Raw genomic sequence first — 16,304 nt, forward strand, 5'->3', positions numbered from 1 at the left:
TTGCTCCCCCGTGCGGAGGAGCATGTTTGTCAGCGTGTTACCAGATCTGAACGCGGTCTTCCGGTGCAAGATACAAAGCATCGCCGGGCTGGACGTCGAAAGCTTTATACCAGATATCCAGATTGCGTGGCGCCTGTGTGCGGTAACGGGCCGGAGAGTGCGGATCAGAGCGGAGCTGGTTAATCAGGCTTTGCTCAGTGCGTTTCTCACGCCATACCTGTGCCCAGGCGAGGAAGAAGCGTTGATCGCCGGTGAAGCCGTCGATGACAGGGGCTTCTTTGCCATTCAGGCTCAGCTTGTAGGCTTCATAGGCCATTGACAAACCACCCACATCGCCAATGTTCTCACCCATGGTCAGACGTCCATTTACATGGTTGCCGGGGATTGGCTCATACTTATCATACTGAGCACCCAACTGGTCAACTTTGGCAGTAAAAGAAGCCAGATCTTCTTCAGTCCACCAGTTGCGCTGAATACCTTTGGCGTCTGACTTGGCGCCCTGATCGTCGAAACCGTGTCCCATCTCGTGTCCGATAACAGCACCGATAGCCCCATAGTTTACAGCAGGGTCTGCATTCGGATCGAAGAAAGGAGGCTGAAGAATGGCGGCAGGGAATACAATCTCATTAAATGACGGATTGTAATACGCGTTGACCGTTTGTGGTGTCATACCCCAACGTTCGCGGTCAGTGGGCTTAAGTTCTGCTTCCACATCTTTAGCGTTAAAGAATTTGCGCAGGTTACGAATGTTTTGAACCGGCTTATCTGAAGATATTTCCAGACCGCTTAAATCTACCCATTCGTCCGGATAGCCGATTTTAGGATGGAAAGCCGCCAGTTTTTCTTTCGCCTCTTTCTTCGTTTCTTCACCCATCCAGTCCAGGTTGTCAATGCGCTTGCCCAGCGCTGCGCGCAGGTTTTCAACCAGTTCAGACATTTGCTCTTTCGAAGATTGAGGGAAGTAACGGTCGACATAAATCTTGCCCAGCGCGAAACCCAGAGACTGTGTACCGGACATTTGCGCAACTGCGCGTTTCCAGCGGGCTTCCGGTTCTTCCTGACCATTCAGCTTTTTGTTATAGAATTCAAAAGATGTCTGATAAATCTCCTCCGGCAGCAGAGAGGCATTTTCACTCAGAGTATGGAAAGTCAGATACGCCTTCCACACAGCAAGATCCGTTTCGTTGATGATGGTAATGACATCTTTAACGGGTTGCGGGGTAGTGATGTTCAGTTCAGGTACTTTTAAGCCACTTTGTGCGAAAAAGGTATCCCAGTTGAAACCCGGATACGCATCGGAAAGAGACGCTCTTTCAATCTGGTTTAATGTCAGATCACGGTCCCGGCGTTTTTCCCGCGGCCATTGGGCATGAGCGATACGGGTTTCCAGGTCCATAATTTGTTGTGCCTGCTGTGCAGCGTCCTGAACACCGGCAAACGATAGCATTTTTTCGATATGAGACAGGTAAGCATCACGAATATCAACAAAGCGTTCCTGATCACTTAAGTAATAGTCCCGGTCAGGCAGACCCAGGCCGCCAACACTGACACTGACCTGATACTCGTTGGGATCAAGACGGTTGTACCACATGCTGCCCAGCAGAGGCGTTGCTGTGCCGTACAACCAGGCATTCCCGAACACCTCTGTCAGTGCCTGACGGTTATCAATGGCCTGAATTTTAGACAATACATCTGAAACAGGCTCAATACCTTTAGCATTTATGCCTTCCACATCCATATAAGCGGTGTAGAAATCTTTTACCATCTGTTCTTCAGCATTCAGATCTTGCCTGGTCATCAGGTCGTCGATGATGGCTTTAACCTGTTCTTCGCTGCGGTCACGCAGGGCATTAAATGCACCGAAGCGGGTTTTATCTGCCGGAAGTTCATAATTTTTATACCAGGTGCCGCTGGCGTTGGAAAAGAAGTCGTCGCCGGGTTTTACGGCTTTGTCCATTGCTGTCAGGTCGATGCCGAAGCTGCCCAGTTCTGCACTGCCTTTTTGTACGGCAGACTGTGACTCTGATGATGAGGCTGTGGTGTTTTGTTCCGGCTTGCTGCAGCCGGTTAAACTTAAGGCCGCTGCAATGGTGGCAGCGAGTAATTTATACTTCATTGTCGTTTCTCTTTTTTGTTGTTGCAGCGTCCGGAGTGACCACTGCTGTACTTGTTGTTTTTAGTGTTGTTTGCATCGCTTCATTGAAAGGTAACACAGTGGCTGCCTGTTGAAAGTAACGGGCAATCTGTGGCGTCTCCTGCTGTAAAAATTGTTCTACAGCATGCTGGAAATCTGCATCATACAATTTGTGAAGAGATACACACCAGGTGGGCTCAAAGCCCCGTAAAATTTTGTGTTCGCCCTGTGTGCCGGGGTTGAATAAAGGTATGCCACGCTCAACAGCAAAAGCAATGCCCTGATTGTAACAAGTTTCGAAATGCAGGCCGTCGACCTCTTTCATCGCACCCCAGTAGCGTCCGTAAAGCCCGTTATCGTCATAGAAAAACAGTGCACTGGCTACAGGTTCCTGTTCTTGTGCTGCGACGACCAGCACAACATTTGATGCCATGGTGCTGAAGATCTGGCGGAAAAAAGCCGGAGTCAGATATCCCGTATGGCCGGAGCGTTTTAAATAAGTTTGCTGATAGCAGCGGATGAAAAATTCAATGTGTTCTGAGGTGAGGGCATCACCGGTAATTCTTGTCAGCGAAACACCGGCCTGTTCAAGTTTCTCCCGTGACTTACGCAGGGCTTTACGCTTTCTTGATGTCAGTGCAGCGGTAAAATCGCTGAACGTCTGATAGCCATAGTTGTACCACTGGAACTGCACGGAATAACGGCGGGCGAAGCCCTGTTCATACCAGCTTTTGCTGTTGTGGTATGGAGAAAAAAGAATATGGGAAGAAGAGCATCCTTGTTCTGATAATGCCTTCAGAGCAGGCACCGCTACTTGGAGAATGTCCCTTTCTTCATACTCAGGGGATATCAGAAGTCTGTTGCCGGTGACCGGTGTAAAAGGCACTGCACTTATCCACTTGGGATAATAATTCAGCCCGTGCTGATCGTAGGCATGTGCCCAGCCGTGGTCAAAAACATATTCCCCGTAACTGTCTTCTTTCAGGTAACCCGGCATCACCGCCACCAGTTTATCACCGTCGCAGACACTCAAGTGATGAGGTTGCCAGCCTGTTTCAGGACCCACGCAGTGACATGCTTCCATCGCAGCAAGAAACGGATATTGCAGAAACGGACCTGCATCCCGTGCAAGTGCCTGCCACTGTGATGAATCAATGTCTTTAATCGATGAGATAAAGGATGTGGTATATTTCATTTTTATTTTCGCAGTAAACACGTTTTTAATTCACTGCTGTATCGTGGTTAGTCACTGCATTGTAGTGCGACGAACTCTTCCATGAATGCCGGTACATTTACATTAGAGCTAAATTAAACATTCTTCAACATGACAGACCCTGACCGCAAAATCATTATCGACGCGATTACACGCATGCTGGCACGACGAGAGCACAGCCATGTGGAGGTACTGACAAAACTGACACAGAAAGGTCTCGACGCCGGTTTGTCGTCGGCTATTTTGCAGGAATTCACCGACGCTGATATTCAAAGTAATGCCAGATACGCCGAAATGCGTGTCCGCGCCTGTGCATCGAAAGGTCAGGGGCCGGCCAGAATAAAGCGTGAGCTGGCGCAGCATAAACTCGATGACGCTACCATCGCATCTGCGATGAGCGAAGCCGATATTGACTGGTTTGAATTAGCCCTGAAGGTAAAAGAGAAGAAATTTGGCGAAGGGCAGGAGCGGGACTTCAAAGCCAGACAAAAGCAAATGCAGTTTCTCAATTACCGGGGCTTTACTCAGGAACACATCCAATACGCCGTAAATGGTGACTAAATTAACCGCGAATGCCTTAACAACGGCGCGTGTTCCATGATATGTTTGCGCCCTGCGGGCCGTATGCCCGATTTTGTGACTTGTGCACCACAATCCCCGCATCTGACGAGCCATTTTATCAGAGTAAATTTGTGCTCCCGATGTTCACCGTTAACAAGAGTAGGAAGTTAGGATTTCAATGACATTATCAACTGCTGACATACGCCAAAAGTTTATCGATTACTTTAAAAGTCACGGCCACCAGGCAGTGGCGAGTTCCTCATTGGTACCTGCAGATGATCCTACGCTCCTGTTCACCAACGCGGGGATGAACCAGTTCAAAGACGTTTTCCTTGGCGCAGAAAAGCGCAGCTACTCCCGTGCAGTGTCTTCACAACGTTGTGTGCGTGCCGGTGGTAAGCACAATGACCTGGAGAACGTTGGCTATACTGCCCGTCATCACACCTTTTTCGAAATGCTGGGTAACTTCAGTTTTGGCGATTACTTCAAAAAAGACGCCATCTCCTTTGCCTGGAATTTCCTGACTGTTGAGCTTGGATTACCAAAAGAGAAACTGCTGGTAACCGTTTATTCAGAGGACGATGAAGCCTTCGATTTGTGGGAGAACCACATTGGCGTGCCGGCAGAAAAAATCATCCGGATCAACACGTCAGATAACTTCTGGTCGATGGGTGATACCGGCCCCTGCGGTCCCTGTTCTGAAATTTTCTATGATCACGGTGAGCACATTTGGGGTGGTCCTCCGGGAACGCCTGAAGAAGACGGTGACCGGTTTATTGAAATCTGGAACCTGGTTTTCATGCAGTTCAATAAGCAAGCAGACGGTACCATGGAACCGCTGCCTAAGCCTTCTATCGATACCGGTATGGGCCTGGAGCGTATTTCTGCCATTCTTCAGAATGTGCACAGCAACTATGAAATTGACCTGTTCCAGAACCTGATAAAAGCGACTGCTGACATTACCGGGGCTAAAGACCTGGAAGACAAGTCTTTGCGTGTTGTGGCTGACCACATCCGTTCATGCGGCTTCCTGGTATGTGACGGCGTAATGCCTGGCAACGAAGGTCGCGGCTATGTACTGCGCCGTATCATTCGTCGTGCAGTACGTCACGGCTATCAACTTGGCGCGAAAGACATTTTCTTCTACAAACTGGTAGCGGCTCTGGTGAAAGAAATGGGTGAGTTCTACCCTGAACTGGCTGATCAGCAACCTGTCATTGAGAAAGTATTGCGGGTTGAAGAAGAGCAATTCAGTAAGACTCTTGAACGGGGCATGAACATGCTCAATGACACGTTATCTTCACTGGAAGGCGATACGATTCCCGGTGAAGTGGTGTTCAAACTGTATGACACTTACGGATTCCCGGTTGATTTAACCAACGATGTTGCCCGCGAACACGATGTAAAAATTGACGAAGCCGGTTTTGAAAAGGCCATGGAAGCTCAGCGTGCCCGTGCTCAGAAAGCCAGTAACTTCGGTGCCAATTATAATGACCTGCTGAAAGTTGAACATGAAACAGCATTCACCGGTTATACCGATGTGGAAGGCGAGGCAAACGTTGTCGAACTTATTCATGACAATCAATTTTGCGAGTCGCTCACCGACGGACAGGAAGGTGTTGTGGTATTAGACCAGACGCCCTTTTATGCCGAGTCCGGTGGTCAGGCCGGCGACTGTGGTGTGCTTAAAGTGGCTAACGGTGAATTTATTGTTACTGATACCCAGAAAATGGGTAATGCATTCGCGCATAAAGGTAAGGTTGCCGGTGAAATACGTAAAGGCGAAAAAGCGGCTGCGGCTATCGACAACAGCAATCGTGAAGCAGTGAAGCAAAATCACAGTGCGACTCACTTGCTGCATGCTGCGCTGAGAGAAATCTTAGGTGATCATGTCACTCAGAAAGGCTCTCTGGTAGAAGCACAACGCCTGCGTTTTGACTTCTCCCATTTTGAGGGCGTGACGGCAGAGCAGTTACTGACAATTGAAAACCGGGTAAATGAAGAAATTCGCGCTAACCATGCGCTGCAAACTGAATTAATGGAACTGGATGAAGCCAAAGCCTCTGGTGCGATGGCATTGTTCGGTGAGAAGTACGACGAGAAAGTACGCGTTGTCACAATGGGTCCGTTCTCTGTTGAACTTTGCGGTGGTACTCACGTCAAACGTACAGGTGATATTGGTTTATTTAAGATTGCGTCAGAAAGTGGTATCGCATCAGGCGTTCGTCGCATAGAGGCGATAACTGGCGCAACTGCAGTTGAGTTTGTTCAACAACAACAAATTCAATTACAGACCGCAGCCGGATTGCTGAAAACTGACGTATCAGGACTGGTTGACCGTATCGGTGTACTGCAAACGCAAACGAAAGAGCTTGAGAAAGCATTATCAGCGGCGAAGCAAAAACTGGCTTCTCAACAAGGCGCTGATATGCTGGGTCAGGCTATCGAAATTAATGGTGTGAAAGTGTTAATTTCTGAACTGGAAGGCGTTGAGTCGAAAGCGTTACGTGGAATGATGGACGATCTTAAAAACCGAATCGGCGAAGGGATCGTAGTACTAGGTATGGCTGATGGTGCGAAAGTCAGTTTGATAGTTGGTGTAACCAAACAGCTTACCGGCAAAGTGAAAGCAGGCGAATTAGTAAACTTTATTGCCTCACAGGTTGGCGGAAAAGGTGGTGGCAGACCAGACATGGCGCAAGCCGGTGGTAGTCAGCCAGAAAATTTGGCAAGTGCATTGGCTTCGGTTAACGCATATTTGTCAGATAAGCTATAATCCAGATTGTAAGATAATCAGTGAGTTTTTGGAGTGACACAAAAACACGGAATCACTGACGTTACCGTCGGGTCGTGCCGGCGAGTGACATAAGGTTAAAGGATGTTTTCATTTGTAAAGGACCAGGAGCAAGCGAATGCTTATTTTGACTCGTCGTGTAGGTGAAACCCTGATGGTCGGTGATGATGTAACGGTTACCGTGTTAGGCGTTAAAGGAAATCAGGTACGAATTGGTGTGAATGCGCCGAAAGAAGTATCAGTGCATCGTGAAGAGATTTACATGCGTATACAGGCTGAGAAAGGCGGGCAGCCGGGTAACAGTGTTACCGAATAATCCCGATAGAAAAAGGCCGGTTGAACCGGCCTTTTTTGACTCTGAGGTATGATAAAGCGGGCTTTTTATCCGATTTGTTTAAAATGGCAGCATACGATTCATTTTATTGAAAAAAGGGTTTGACTCCCTCACGAGTATCAGTAAAATGCGCACCACTGTTACGGAGAGGTGGGTGAGTGGCTGAAACCAGTTCCCTGCTAAGGAACCATACCTATTACTGGTATCGAGGGTTCGAATCCCTCCCTCTCCGCCATTGTTCAAGGTTGGACGTGGTGGCCAACAATAAGTTTTAATGCGCGTGTGTAGCTCAGCTGGATAGAGTACCTGGCTACGAACCAGGCGGTCGGAGGTTCGAATCCTTCCACACGCGCCATCTTATAAAAGCACCACCTTTTACGGTAAAACGTAAGAGTACAGTTAAAGCGTGTGTAGCTCAGCTGGATAGAGTACCTGGCTACGAACCAGGCGGTCGGAGGTTCGAATCCTTCCACACGCGCCATACCGGAAAGCCCACCATCAGGTGGGCTTTTTTCGTTTTTCCCCCTTTAAATTCAGCCTTAAGTTTTCTTTAAGCTTATGGTGCTATAATCTGCCAACAATTCTATCAGATTCAGTGTTATGCGAATTCTACTTGTTGAAGATGACAGACCCCTTTCAGATGCCCTTGCACAATCCCTGCGGGACGCGAATCACGTTGTTGATTGTGTATACAAAGGGAAAGACGGGATTAACACTGCACTGACCGGTCAGAACGACATAACCATTCTGGATCTCGGCTTGCCCGATATGGACGGATTAGAAGTACTCAAATCACTTCGTCATAAATTGCCGCATATGCCTGTCATCATTCTTACCGCCAGGGATAAAGTATCTGACAAAATTCTCGGACTCGACGCGGGAGCCGATGATTATCTGCCAAAGCCATTTGAAATGGACGAGTTGTTCGCCCGTTTGCGGGTTGTCGAAAGACGTTTGGGAACGGCAACCAGTGCTGTGGTCTCTATTGGCGAAGTACAGCTTAACACGCAAACCCTGGAACTAAGTGTCACCGGGCAATCTGTTGCTTTGCCCCGCCGTGAGTTAATGCTGCTTAAGGTGCTGATGGAGAATGGTGGCCGTATACAGCCTAAACAAAAACTTGAATCCCGGCTCTATGAGTGGGGAGAAGAAGTAGCCAGCAACACGATTGAAGTGCACATACATCATTTGCGGAAAAAGTTACCGGAAAGCTTTATTAAAACTGTTCGCGGTGTGGGCTACTGTATTCCCGTGAAGGCTTCCGGCCAGTGAGATCGATTCGTCGCTTTTTGACGGCAGTTCTGGTCAGCTTCCTCATACTGACTATATTCAGCGCTGCTATACATGGATACCGGGCTGCGACCCGCGTGTCAGGCTCTTTTATGGATGAAGAGTTGCAAAGCGTGCTGGGTACAGTGGCTGTCACTAATGGATTAATCACAGACACAAATAATGACCCGGGCCTGGTCTATCAAATCTGGCAAAATCAGAAGCTTATTGCGCGCTCAGAGAATGCACCGTTAACTGCGCTAGCCTCAGGAGAAGACGGTTACAGTGACAGAAATTTTGCTGCTAAACGCTGGCGGGTATTAAGGCAAACACTCCCGGGAGACTATGTGGTACTGGTGGCTCAACCTATTCAGCGTCGGGTCGACCTGTCGGAGTCATTAGTTGTTTCGGTTATCATGCCCTTTATTTATGCGGTGCCGATCCTTGCTCTGATTATATTTTTATCGGTCAGCAGAGGGCTGCGTCCGCTAAAAGTGTTATCGGAAAAATTGTCCCGCAGGAAAGGAAAGGATCTCTCGACGATTCTGTTACCGCAAGTTCCCGAGGAAATGCAACCTGTTATGAAAACGCTAAACAGCATGTTTTCGCGGCTGCAGGAAGCGTTTGAGCGGGAACAGCAATTTGCTTCAAATGCTGCCCATGAGTTACGTACGCCACTGAGCGTGATGAAAATAAACTTGCATAATGTGGCTCAGGATATGCCCCAGCAATCTTCAAAGCTCGCTGCAATCCGGGAAGATACTGACAGAATGATTCATGTGGTCAATCAGATTTTACTGCTAAGCCGGACAAGTCCCGAACTGTTCCACTTGCAACTGGGCAGAGTTGACGCATTCGAAGTCGCACAGAAAGTCATTACTGACTTGTACTCAAAAGTAGAGTTAAAAGAACAGGATATTAGCCTTGAAGGAGAAAGTAACCGGTTACATTCTACTGAATTTACACTTTACACCCTGCTGTCAAATCTTGTAGCAAATGCGATTTCATACTCTCCTGTGCATGCGGTGATTCAAATTACTGTTCGTCAGCAGGGAAATAGCGCAGAGCTGCTCGTTGAAGATTCAGGTCCGGGGATCGCTGAAGAAGAAAGAGAAAAGGTCCTTGAACGTTTTTACCGGGATCAAAAGCAGGAGGCCCGCCAGACGAACGGGAGCGGCCTGGGATTAGCTATCGTCCGGCAGATTTTAACGTTGCACCAGGGGACGATTGAACTTGGGACCTCAAGCCTTGGAGGGCTGAAAGTTCGTGTTCAGTTGCCTTTGAATGAGGTATCTCTGTGAGAAAAATGAGATATCCGGCAGGACTGAGCTTCCTGCTTATCCCATGCTTTACCTTTGCAAAGCTGCCTGAGGCTGTAATAGAAATCAGAGACAATTTGTTTGTGCCGCAGACCATCGTGATCCCCGCTAATCAGAAAGTAAAGTTGACATTCATTAATCATGACACCACGCCGGAAGAGATCGACAGCTTCGATTTAAACAGAGAAAAAGTTATTTTCGGTAACAGTAAAGGCACTATCTTTGTCGGGCCTCTGCCGCCCGGCGAATATCAATATTTTGGTGAGTATCACCCGAATACCGCAGTAGGGTCTGTTGTAGTCAGCGCAGAAGGAAAGTCAGATGCTAATTAATACTGTCATTCTGTTTATTCGCGATACTTTGCCTATCTTCCTGCTGATCAGCTTTTTACTGGTACAGCGACAGACAACAGTAAAAGTGATCCTTACCGGCACAATTACAGGCCTTGTGATGGCAATATTTCTGTATATCAATTTGTCAGCCTTATCTGAACTGGCCGACGGTAACGGGCTGGAATGGGCAAAGAGTATTGCTCTCATTGTCGCATTTATTGCCTTTTGTCGTTACTCAGTCGCTGAGCCGGTTTCATTATTTTCTGCATGGGCAGTGTTAAGCAGTATCACAATGGTAAATGCCATTCATTTTATTATTTATAGTGTTGCCTACTGGCCATCTCAGCAAGCTGATATGAGTCTGATGATAGGAACGATTATCGGGCTGGGGATCAGTTGCAGTGTCAGCGTATTGCTATTCTTTGTGCTTGAATCCACGCATTCTTACTTCATCAAAATCAGCATGCTGGCTGTTTTCATTGGCGGCCAGGTGGCGAACATAACGGTGATGGCTGAGCAAATTAATTTACTGAACGAGCAGCCAAGAGTGTGGGACACGTCATCATGGCTGGCAGATGACAGTGAGTATGGCCATTTCTTCAACGTGCTGGTGGGCTACGAGGCAACGCCTGGCCCTGTTTATCTGGCTGTCTACTCTTTTGCGGTCATTGTGCCTTTAATATTGAAACTTTCGTTGCGTGGACGACAAAGACGTAAAGCAACGGGGAGAAGTGTGTAATGCGGTATTATATTTTTCTTCTTTTCAGTCTGCTGATTTCCGGCTCCGCACTGGCTGATAATTTCATCGTGGACAGAGTTTATCATCCTTATGTACTGCCTTTTGAGCGGGAAGTGGAGTGGCGTCTCATGTCCAGACAGAACGACGATGGCAACCTGCTGCAGCAGCGCTATTCCTTCGGGCATGCTTTATCGGAGCGCACAATTCTTGAGGCATATATTGTCGGTTCCCGGGATGAGCAGGGGGACTTCGGTGCAAGTTCATATGAGCTGGAATTTCGCTGGATGCTGACAGAACAGGGTCAATACTGGGCTGACTGGGGAATGCTGTTTGAAATCGAGAAGGAACATGCTTCGAATGACTGGTCTGCAAAATCCGGTGTGCTGACTGAAAAGGAATTTGGCCGGTTCAGCCTGACTACCAACGTATTTCTGGTGTATGAATGGGGCGATAATATAGCCAGTGAATTCGAAGGCGAATTTAAGATGAAATACCGGTACCGATGGATACCGGAAATTCAGCCGGCTATTGAGTTCTATGCCGCAGAAGATTATGTGGGCGCAGGGCCGGGTTTCATGGGGATAAAACGTTTCCCGGCCAGCAGACAATTAAAGTGGGAAGTTGCATTTATCACCGGATTCAATGGTGATAATAAAGACCATACGTTACGGATGGCGCTGGAATATGAATTCTGAATTATTTGACGTTAACCGGGTATTTTTATCTATATTAAGATTGCCTTAAGTTTTCCCCTTCACACTGTACTTAACAAACAAAAGAGTGTCTTTTATGTTAAGTACAGAAACTGCTGCAGATGTTTCCGCAACGGAACTGCCTGCAAATAAACGGTATAAGCCGGCATCGACGCTTTCGGTGTTTGCGGCTACTCAGGGGGCTATTAACCGTCCGGTGCTCGAACAGCAAGTGGCAGGAGGTTTCCGGGCAGCATTTGGTGCTGAGATAACAGAATTCATGCCATTGCTGGTCGGGGTCGGAAATACAACCCCGTTGGCCGTAGCAGGGATCAGAACAGGACAGTCCCCCTTTTTTGTAGAAACTTATTTGAAAGATAGTTTGCAAGTGTGCCTGGTGCGCAACGGCCTGGTGACACCCCGCCACCGGATTGCGGAAATCGGCAACCTGTTCAGTCCGTCTTCATATCTTACTTTGCCCTTATTACTTATCACAGCACTTGCACTTTTCAGGCGCGACTATGAAGTCCTGGTTTTTACTGCCACTTCTTCTTTGCGAACCCTGATGGCTAAAAGTCATATTCAATTGACAATTCTGGCCTCAGCCAGGCGGGACGCATTGTCTGATGATGACCAGATAAAATGGGGGAATTATTACGATACCTCGCCACAGGTGGTAGCAGTTAGCTTATCTCACATCGTTAGTCAGCTTTTCAGAAATAGCCGGATCCGGACTTTATTTTCGGGGCTTGCTTCTCAATGTGCTCAGCTTTCCACTGAAATAGAGGAGGGCCTGTGATTTTAGCTAACTGGTTATCCCGGGCTGAACATCCCGCTCTGGAGTGGGAAGAGGGCGTAATGACTTACGGAGAACTGGCTGCTGAAGTTGACCGGTTGTCATTCTGGTTTGAATGTCAGCCTGGTGCTCATTTTGCCATTGAGGTCAGCAACAGTCCCGAATGGATCATTCTTGATCTTGCCTGTCAGGCTCCCGGAAAGGTGCTGGTGCCTGTACCTCCCTATTTCTCCCGGCAACAACGGGCTCATTTATTCGCGGAAGCCGGTATTGAATACTATTTTTCTGCTAGTCCTGTGACGAATCAAACGTTCAGTTTGAAAGAGTGCCCGTTTCAGCGACTATATCTTTATCAAATTGCCGGAAGTAAGACGCCTCTGGTACCTGACGGTACCGGTAAGATTACTTTTACCTCTGGTTCAACCGGAAATCCAAAAGGCGTATGCCTTAGTCACCAGTCGCAAAAAGTGGTGGCTGAAAGTCTTGTCAATGCGACCGGTATCGCTTCGCCCAGGCATTTGTGTTTGCTGCCTTTGTCTACTTTGCTGGAAAACATCGCAGGTATCTATGCGCCTCTAATGGCAGGAGGCTGTGTTGTGCTTCGTCGTGCTGAATCACTGGGCTTTGAGGGCGTTTCGCTTACATCACCGGATCGCATGATTCAAAGTATTTCAGAGGCGAAGCCTTCCACACTCATTCTTGTACCTGAGCTCTTGCAGCTACTGGTCTCAGCGTGTTCTCAGGGCTGGCAACCTCCTGCTTCATTATTATTTATTGCTGTGGGCGGAGCGACTGTACCGGCGGCACTGATTAAGAAAGCCAGAGATTGCAGATTGCCTGTTTATCAGGGATATGGACTGTCTGAGTGTGTATCGGTTAATACGCTTAATACATCAGCTAAAGACAATATTTACAGTGCTGGCACAGCACTTGGCCATAACAGGCTGGTCATTGAAGATGGCGAGATTGTGATCACCGGAACGCTTTTTCTGGGATACGTAAACATGCCGGAGTCTTTTTATCCCACAGCCGTTTACACCGGAGATCTCGCTGAGCAAACAGATGGATTTTTCCAGATCGCCGGCCGCAAAAAGAATGTGTTTATTAATTCTTTCGGCAGAAATATTTCGCCCGAGTGGATTGAGGGAGAACTCATGGCAACGGGTTTATTCAGACTTGTTGTGCTGACGGGGGAAGCCAGACCATATTGCGGTGCGCTTTTGCTGCCATATGAATCCGGTGCGGACAGCAAAATAACTGGCCAGGCAATCGCAGCGGTAAATCAGCACTTGCCCGAATACGCCAGGGTAAAAGTATGGCAATCCGTGCCGGAACTGGCCACAGACAAAACCCTTTTCACGGCAAACCGGAAGCTTAAACGGGATGTTCTGGCGTCAAAATATCAGTCAGTCATCGACACAATGTATGCCGGGAGCGGCCTTATCTCTGAGGAAATTGAAGCATGAATCTGTATCAACGTCTTGAAAATGAAACCCAAAAAGAACGCGCATATCTGGTCAGTTCTCCGGTTATCCGGCGTTGCTTTGCCGGCGAGGTGTGCCTGAGCGACTATATTGCCTTTTTGAGTCAGGCATATCATCACGTGAAACATACTGTGCCGCTCCTGATGGCAACAGGCGCTGCTTTACCTGACGACAAAGAGTGGTTGCGGGAAGCTGTTGCGGAATATATTGAGGAGGAATTGGGGCATCAGGAATGGATTCTGAATGATATTGCCGCCTGTGGTGCCGATAAGGAAAAAGTGCGCTACAGCCAGCCTGCCGCAGCTACTGAACTCATGGTTTCCTATGCATGGGACAGTATCCGCAGAAAATCACCTCTTTGTTTTTTTGGAATGGTGTTTGTGCTGGAAGGTACCAGTATCGCTTTAGCTGACAACGCTGCGGCATCAATTCAAGAGGAGTTAGATCTGCCCCGCAATGCTTTCAGTTACTTGCGTTCTCATGGTTCGCTGGATCAGGAGCATATCGTATTCTTCAAAAACTTGATGAACAAAATTGAGGATGTCGAAGAGCAGAATATCATTGTTCACAGCGCCAAAATGTTCTTTCAACTCTATGCAAATATCTTTCGCACACTATCTCATGATACCGCCATTCAAGAGGTTGCATAATGTCTGTTCAATGGCAAAAGCAAGTTTGTTTACTCACAGGCGCATCCGGCGGAATTGGTCAGGCGATAGCTAAAAGGCTGGCTGATTCGGGCGCGCGTCTTATCCTTACCGGCCGTAATGCACAAAAGCTGTCTGAGCTGGCAGAGGCCTTGCCCGGTCAGCACCGGATTCTATGTGTTGATATTACCAGGCCTGATGACAGAGAGAAGATCGCTAACGTATGCCAGGAGATGGGATTAACCCTGCTTATTAACAATGCGGGCGTGTCTTGTGTTGGAGATTTCCACGGTGTACCCGCACAGGCTGTTGAAGATGTGATGACTGTTAACCTGCTGGCACCTGTGGCGTTAACACAAAGACTTTTGCCGGTTCTGCGAAGAAGTGAGGAAGCGAGGGTTGTTAATATAGGGTCGACGTTTGGTTCTGTAGGCTTTCCATATCACAGCATTTATTGCGCTTCAAAATTCGGATTAAGAGGTTGGACAGAATCACTTAGCCGCGAATATCGCGATACCTCCGTCTCTTTCCATTATCTTGCACCCAGAGCAACGAATACTGCAATTAACAACAAAAATGTTGTCGCAATGAATCAGGCTCTTGGCAATGAAACTGATGCGCCGGAGGTTGTTGCTGACGCCCTGATGCTTCAGCTTTCTAAATCCAGACGTCGATGGTTTATTGGTTCACCCGAAAAATGGTTTGTGCGTCTTAACGGAGCGCTGCCTGAGTTGGTAGATTTCGCGTTAGCAAAAAAGTTAACAACAATCCGTCAGTTTGTAAGTTCAGCGAAAGAGGAAAAATGGCTATGAAGATAACTAAATATATAGTTTCAATAGTGGCTGCCAGTTTTATGAATACTGTGCTTGCCAGTGAAGCAATCAGTTTGTCAGACATTCAGCATGAATGGGCTGAAATTAATTACAAGACGAAGGAAGACAAAGATAAGGCATTTAAGAAGTTGATCACAAAAGCAGAGTGGCTGGTAAAGCAGTCTCCGGAAAAGGCAGACAGTCATATCTGGCTTGGCATTGTACAGTCGAGTACAGCTGGAGCTGAAGGTGGGCTGGGGGCACTTTCCTTCGCAAAGGCAGCCCGCAAAAACCTGGAGGAAGCGCTCAGGCTGGATGAGAATGCGCTGCAAGGTTCTGCACTGACAAGTCTGGGAGTGCTGTATCATAAGGTACCCGGATGGCCCATAGGCTTCGGCAGTGATAAAAAAGCAGAGCAACTTTTGAAAAGGGCGCTTGTGGTCAATCCTGAAGGCATCGATCCAAATTACTTTTATGCAGAATATTTATATGACGAAGGTAACTACACGCAGGCAAAGCATTTCGCCGAAATGGCTTTGCAGGCGCCGGCCAGAGAAGACCGTCCTGTTGCCGATGAAGGTCGCCGGGCAGAACTTGGCCAGTTAATCAGTAAGATCAATAAGAAAATATCTGATTAGTTTCTCAAACACTCCCGCTATGTGCCTGGCTCCCTTGTTCAGGCACATATCTTCATTAATTCTGAATCAACGCCTTCATTCAATTTGCGATTGTGCAAATATCGCCCACACTGAATGCATAGCACATGTGCAGGTTCGTCCGGTGTTCTGTCTGATTTTCATCGCAAAATGTTGCTTTTGTTGGTGAATATAAGGCCGAAGTCGCATTGTTTCTGCCTGTTTAACATGTTACTTATTCTTAATACTCACATCACAATATAAACAGGTTCTGACATGGCATCGGATTCGTTAGTTAGTTTGCTTGGTGAAGCTGCCACATTAATGTTAACCGGCATGGTATTTGTGTTCGCTTTTCTGGCACTGCTCATCGCCGGTGTTAAAGCCATTGCCTGGTACTGCCGGCGTTATCCCGGCAATGAAGACGTCGCTGTTCCGGTGAGAACGCAAACTGCACCTGTCCAGTCAGCCGTGAGCGGGCAAACCATAGCTGCCATCACAGCAGCCATTCATCAGCACAGAAACAATCAAAAATAGCATTAA

General features: G+C 47.8%; 16 protein-coding genes and 3 tRNA genes. 17 read left to right on the forward strand and 2 right to left on the reverse strand.

All coding sequences use genetic code 11. The annotated features are described in order from the left end of the window. Positions 1–37: 37 nt before the first annotated feature. A complete protein-coding gene (locus J3369_RS06580) occupies positions 38–2,116 on the reverse strand; it encodes a M13 family metallopeptidase (RefSeq protein ID WP_349585161.1) in 2,079 nt (692 codons plus the stop codon). After that, on the reverse strand, positions 2,106–3,329 hold the full coding sequence (locus J3369_RS06585; protein WP_349585164.1) for a GNAT family N-acetyltransferase: 1,224 nt from the start codon (positions 3,327–3,329) through the stop codon (positions 2,106–2,108). The genes J3369_RS06580 and J3369_RS06585 overlap by 11 nt, the downstream gene beginning before the upstream one ends. A 129-nt stretch (positions 3,330–3,458) precedes the next feature. Here J3369_RS06585 and J3369_RS06590 point away from each other — a divergent pair, with 129 nt between their 5' ends. The 17 genes from J3369_RS06590 (at position 3,459) to J3369_RS06670 (ending at position 16,298) form a co-directional block, all read left to right on the forward strand. Beyond that, positions 3,459–3,908, forward strand: a complete 450-nt coding sequence (locus J3369_RS06590) for a regulatory protein RecX (protein ID WP_349585167.1) — start codon at positions 3,459–3,461, stop codon at positions 3,906–3,908. 178 nt (positions 3,909–4,086) lie between these two features. Next, the gene (gene alaS / locus J3369_RS06595) at positions 4,087–6,684 is read left to right on the forward strand and encodes an alanine--tRNA ligase (RefSeq protein ID WP_349585170.1); all 2,598 of its coding nucleotides are present in this window, start codon (positions 4,087–4,089) and stop codon (positions 6,682–6,684) included. A gap of 136 nt (positions 6,685–6,820) precedes the next feature. Continuing rightward, positions 6,821–7,018: a carbon storage regulator CsrA gene (csrA, locus tag J3369_RS06600; protein WP_119500605.1), complete on the forward strand. Its 198-nt coding sequence runs from the start codon at positions 6,821–6,823 to the stop codon at positions 7,016–7,018. Positions 7,019–7,180: 162 nt separating this feature from the next. Next, positions 7,181–7,271, forward strand: a tRNA-Ser gene (locus tag J3369_RS06605). Positions 7,272–7,314: 43 nt separating this feature from the next. Further along, positions 7,315–7,391 (forward strand) — tRNA-Arg (locus tag J3369_RS06610). 49 nt (positions 7,392–7,440) lie between these two features. Next, positions 7,441–7,517: transfer RNA gene (locus tag J3369_RS06615), tRNA-Arg, on the forward strand. Between the two features lie 119 nt (positions 7,518–7,636). Then, complete coding sequence (locus tag J3369_RS06620; protein WP_119500606.1) at positions 7,637–8,308, forward strand: response regulator transcription factor; 672 nt, start codon at positions 7,637–7,639, stop codon at positions 8,306–8,308. Continuing rightward, positions 8,305–9,606: an ATP-binding protein gene (locus tag J3369_RS06625; protein WP_349585174.1), complete on the forward strand. Its 1,302-nt coding sequence runs from the start codon at positions 8,305–8,307 to the stop codon at positions 9,604–9,606. Before J3369_RS06620 ends, J3369_RS06625 begins: the two co-directional genes overlap by 4 nt. Before the next feature lie 5 nt (positions 9,607–9,611). Continuing rightward, complete coding sequence (locus J3369_RS06630) at positions 9,612–9,956, forward strand: cupredoxin domain-containing protein (protein WP_303575358.1); 345 nt, start codon at positions 9,612–9,614, stop codon at positions 9,954–9,956. Then, positions 9,946–10,695, forward strand: coding sequence for a hypothetical protein (locus J3369_RS06635; protein ID WP_303575352.1), 750 nt, complete (start codon positions 9,946–9,948; stop codon positions 10,693–10,695). Before J3369_RS06630 ends, J3369_RS06635 begins: the two co-directional genes overlap by 11 nt. Further along, positions 10,695–11,390 carry a hypothetical protein gene (locus tag J3369_RS06640; protein WP_349585177.1) on the forward strand — a complete coding sequence of 232 codons (696 nt, stop codon included), beginning with the start codon at positions 10,695–10,697 and terminating at the stop codon, positions 11,388–11,390. The genes J3369_RS06635 and J3369_RS06640 overlap by 1 nt, the downstream gene beginning before the upstream one ends. Before the next feature lie 94 nt (positions 11,391–11,484). Then, positions 11,485–12,186 (forward strand): thermostable hemolysin, encoded by a 702-nt coding sequence (locus J3369_RS06645; protein WP_349585180.1) that lies wholly within the window; start codon positions 11,485–11,487, stop codon positions 12,184–12,186. Next, positions 12,183–13,649 (forward strand): AMP-binding protein, encoded by a 1,467-nt coding sequence (locus J3369_RS06650; RefSeq protein WP_349585183.1) that lies wholly within the window; start codon positions 12,183–12,185, stop codon positions 13,647–13,649. Before J3369_RS06645 ends, J3369_RS06650 begins: the two co-directional genes overlap by 4 nt. Continuing rightward, positions 13,646–14,317, forward strand: coding sequence for an iron-containing redox enzyme family protein (locus J3369_RS06655; protein WP_349585186.1), 672 nt, complete (start codon positions 13,646–13,648; stop codon positions 14,315–14,317). Before J3369_RS06650 ends, J3369_RS06655 begins: the two co-directional genes overlap by 4 nt. Further along, complete coding sequence (locus J3369_RS06660) at positions 14,317–15,126, forward strand: SDR family oxidoreductase (protein ID WP_349585189.1); 810 nt, start codon at positions 14,317–14,319, stop codon at positions 15,124–15,126. The genes J3369_RS06655 and J3369_RS06660 overlap by 1 nt, the downstream gene beginning before the upstream one ends. Before the next feature lie 41 nt (positions 15,127–15,167). Continuing rightward, positions 15,168–15,764 carry a tetratricopeptide repeat protein gene (locus tag J3369_RS06665; protein WP_349586195.1) on the forward strand — a complete coding sequence of 199 codons (597 nt, stop codon included), beginning with the start codon at positions 15,168–15,170 and terminating at the stop codon, positions 15,762–15,764. A 273-nt stretch (positions 15,765–16,037) separates the two neighbouring features. Then, complete coding sequence (locus J3369_RS06670) at positions 16,038–16,298, forward strand: OadG family protein (protein ID WP_349585192.1); 261 nt, start codon at positions 16,038–16,040, stop codon at positions 16,296–16,298. Positions 16,299–16,304: the final 6 nt, after the last annotated feature.

Origin of the sequence: Alteromonas sp. NFXS44, assembly GCF_040148705.1 — a bacterium.
Classification (GTDB): domain Bacteria; phylum Pseudomonadota; class Gammaproteobacteria; order Enterobacterales; family Alteromonadaceae; genus Alteromonas.